Annotated in this window: 3 protein-coding genes; 1 reads left to right on the forward strand and 2 read right to left on the reverse strand. The window is 63.1% G+C overall.

Annotated features, from left to right (window positions below):
- Window positions 1–91: 91 nt before the first annotated feature.
- Window positions 92–799, reverse strand: coding sequence for a response regulator transcription factor CtrA (ctrA, locus tag K0M74_RS04560; RefSeq protein WP_088443381.1), 708 nt, complete (start codon window positions 797–799; stop codon window positions 92–94).
- A 140-nt stretch (window positions 800–939) separates the two neighbouring features.
- Window positions 940–1866, reverse strand: coding sequence for a LysR family transcriptional regulator (locus tag K0M74_RS04565; RefSeq protein WP_293968547.1), 927 nt, complete (start codon window positions 1864–1866; stop codon window positions 940–942).
- 259 nt (window positions 1867–2125) lie between these two features.
- Between K0M74_RS04565 and K0M74_RS04570 the strand changes: the two genes are divergently transcribed.
- Entirely contained in the window at window positions 2126–2821 is a 696-nt protein-coding gene (locus K0M74_RS04570) for a pirin family protein (RefSeq protein ID WP_293968549.1), read from the forward strand.
- Window positions 2822–2913 lie beyond the last annotated feature (92 nt).

Below are 2913 nucleotides of genomic sequence, written 5' to 3' on the forward strand. Positions count from 1 at the left end.
CCCCCCCCCCCCCCCCCCCCCCCCCAAAAACAACCCCGCCCCGTACCCCCCCCCCCCGGGTTCCCTCGGTAAAACTGTGTGAAGCGAAGCGTCAGGCGACGCGGCGCACCTCATTACCCTCATCGTCGATGTCACGCAGGACATAACCGCGGCCCCAGACCGTCTCGATGTAATTTTCGCCCTCGCACGCCAGCGCCAGTTTCTTGCGCAGCTTGCAGATGAAGACGTCGATGATTTTGAGTTCGGGTTCGTCCATGCCGCCATAAAGATGATTGAGGAACATTTCCTTGGTCAGCGTCGTGCCCTTGCGCAGCGAAAGCAGCTCGAGCATCTGATATTCCTTGCCGGTCAGATGCACGCGGGTCGTGTCGACCTCGACCGTCTTGGTGTCCAGATTGACTGCCAGCTTGCCCGTCTTGATGACGCTCTGGCTGTGGCCCTTCGACCGGCGGACGACCGCATGAATGCGGGCGACCAGTTCGTCGCGGTGGAACGGCTTGGTGACATAATCGTCGGCACCAAAGCCGAACGAGCGCACCTTCGAATCCATTTCGGAAATGCCCGACAGGATCAGCACCGGCGTCTGCACCTTCGCGGTGCGGAGCTTTTTCAGCACGTCATAGCCGTGCATATCGGGCAGGTTCAGGTCGAGCAGGATGATGTCGTAATCATAGAGCTTGCCCAGATCCAAGCCTTCTTCACCGAGGTCGGTGGTATAGACGTTGAAGCCTTCGGTCGTGAGCATGGTGTCGATCGCCTTGGCGGTCGTCGGCTCGTCCTCGATCAGCAATACGCGCATTGGGCACCCCTTGATTGTTTCCCACGACAGCCCTGCCTTTGCGATCACCTGGCTATCGTGCGATGCCACCGACCGACCCCTCTTGCGGACTGCCGGAACATTAACCACGAAACTAATGAAGGGAAAAGGTTAATTTTGATTTAACCCGCGGAATCCGGCGAGTCGCGGCCGATGCACGACCGTTTCAGCGTCTCAACCAGATGGTCCGACAGCGCCCGCACCCGCGCCGGGCGCAGCCGTGACGGCGGCGACAGCAGATGCAGATAGGCCTGCGGGATCGACCAGTCGGCAAGGATACGGACGAGCGCGCCAGACGCCAGCGCGTCCTCGGCGATGAAGTCGGGCAGCACCGCGATGCCGCCGTCCGCGATCAGCAGCGGGATCATGATGTCGCCATTGTTGGTGAACAGCGGCCCGGTCGGGATCACCGTCGCTTCCTCGCCATCGCGATGGAAATGCAGCGGCATTGTACGCTCACGGTGGCCGTAACCGATCAAGCGATGCGATCCGAGATCGAGCGGATGGCGCGGGGTGCCGCGTTGTTCCAGATAGGCGGGGCTGGCGATCACCGACGCGGCGATCGGCGCGATCGTCCGCGCGAGCAGGCTCGAATCCTCCATGCTGGCGATGCGCAGGCTGAGGTCGATGCCTTCAGCAATCAGGTCGTGGCGCGCATCGCTCAGCATCACTTCGATCTCGACCGCTGGGTGCATCGCGAGGAACGCGGCAAGCGGCGCGCCGAGCACCTTGATCCCGAAGCTCATCGGCGCGGCGAGGCGGATCGGCCCAGCGAGATCGACGCGGTCGCCGCGCGCCGCCTCGGTCGCTGCGGTCGCCGCCGCTACCATGGCATGCGCCTCGCCGAGCAATCCCGCGCCTGCAGTCGACACGGTGACGGTGCGCGAACTGCGATGGAGCAGCGCGATGCCAAGCGACGTTTCGAGGCGGGTCACCGCCTTTGACACGCTGGCCTTTGACATGCCAAGCGACGCGGCGGCGGCGGTAAAGCTGCCGCTATCGGCGACGGCGACGAAACAGGCCCAACCGTCGTAATCGGGTAGCGACATCAAATCCTCCTATTCTCACTCCGTTCGTGCTGAGCTTGTCGAAGCACGGCCCTGCTTCTTGAGACGGACCACAGACAGAACAGCGCTTCGACAAGTTCAGTGCGAACGGAGAAGATGGCTTAGATCATCTTAAAAATGGAAACGATAGATTTCTATCTACGCTATTTTCGAAACGATCCCAATCCTTATCTTGTCGTCAACACCGCAGCGCGCCGCCGGGCACCCCCGCCACGGGCGGCGCGACAGAAAGGACAAGGCCATGATCGACATTCGCAAATTCGACACGCTGGGCCACGCCGACCACGGCTGGCTCGACGCCCGCCATCACTTTTCCTTCGCCAACTATTATGACGAAGGCCGGATGGGCTGGGGCGCGCTGCGCGTCTGGAACGACGACGCCATTGCGGCGCAGTCGGGCTTCCCTCCGCACCCGCACCGCGACATGGAAATCATCACCTATGTTCGCACCGGCGCGATCACCCACCGTGACAGCATGGGCAACACCGGCCGCACCGCGGCGGGCGACGTCCAGGTGATGAGCGCGGGCACCGGCGTGACGCACAGCGAGTTCAACCTCGAGGATGAGGAAACGACGCTGTTCCAGATCTGGATCATGCCCGATCGGGATGGCGGCAACCCCGGCTGGGGGGCGCGGCAGTTCCCCAAAAATGATCGCTCGGGTCAATTCGTGACGCTGGCCAGCGGAATTGAAGGCGATGAAGCCCTGCCGATCCGCGCCAACGCCCGTGTCGCGGCGGCCACGGTGAATGCCGGTGAGAGCGTCTCCTACAACCTCGACGCCGGGCGCCACGCCTATCTGGTGGCTGCCAAGGGCCGCATCCGGGTCAACGGTACCGACGCTGCCCCCCGCGACGGCATCGCATTGCGCGATGTCGGGACGATAACCGTCGACGCCATCGACGACGCCGAGCTGGTGCTCGTCGATAGCCTTTGACGACACCCCTTGGGGCGCCCCCCCGTGTACCACCTTTTACCCCCAACCGCCCCCCCGGCCAACGGGTTTAAAAAAAACGCCGACCGCCTTGC

The sequence above is a fragment of the Sphingopyxis sp. genome, assembly GCF_019459305.1.
GTDB lineage: Bacteria > Pseudomonadota > Alphaproteobacteria > Sphingomonadales > Sphingomonadaceae > Sphingopyxis.

Bases quoted from the DNA above. Each gene is read 5' to 3' on its own strand.
- ctrA (WP_088443381.1), bottom strand. From the start codon at position 799: ATGCGCGTATTGCTGATCGAGGACGAGCCGACGACCGCCAAGGCGATC.
- K0M74_RS04565 (WP_293968547.1), bottom strand. From the start codon at position 1,866: ATGTCGCTACCCGATTACGACGGTTGGGCCTGTTTCGTCGCCGTCGCC.
- K0M74_RS04570 (WP_293968549.1), top strand. From the start codon at position 2,126: ATGATCGACATTCGCAAATTCGACACGCTGGGCCACGCCGACCACGGC.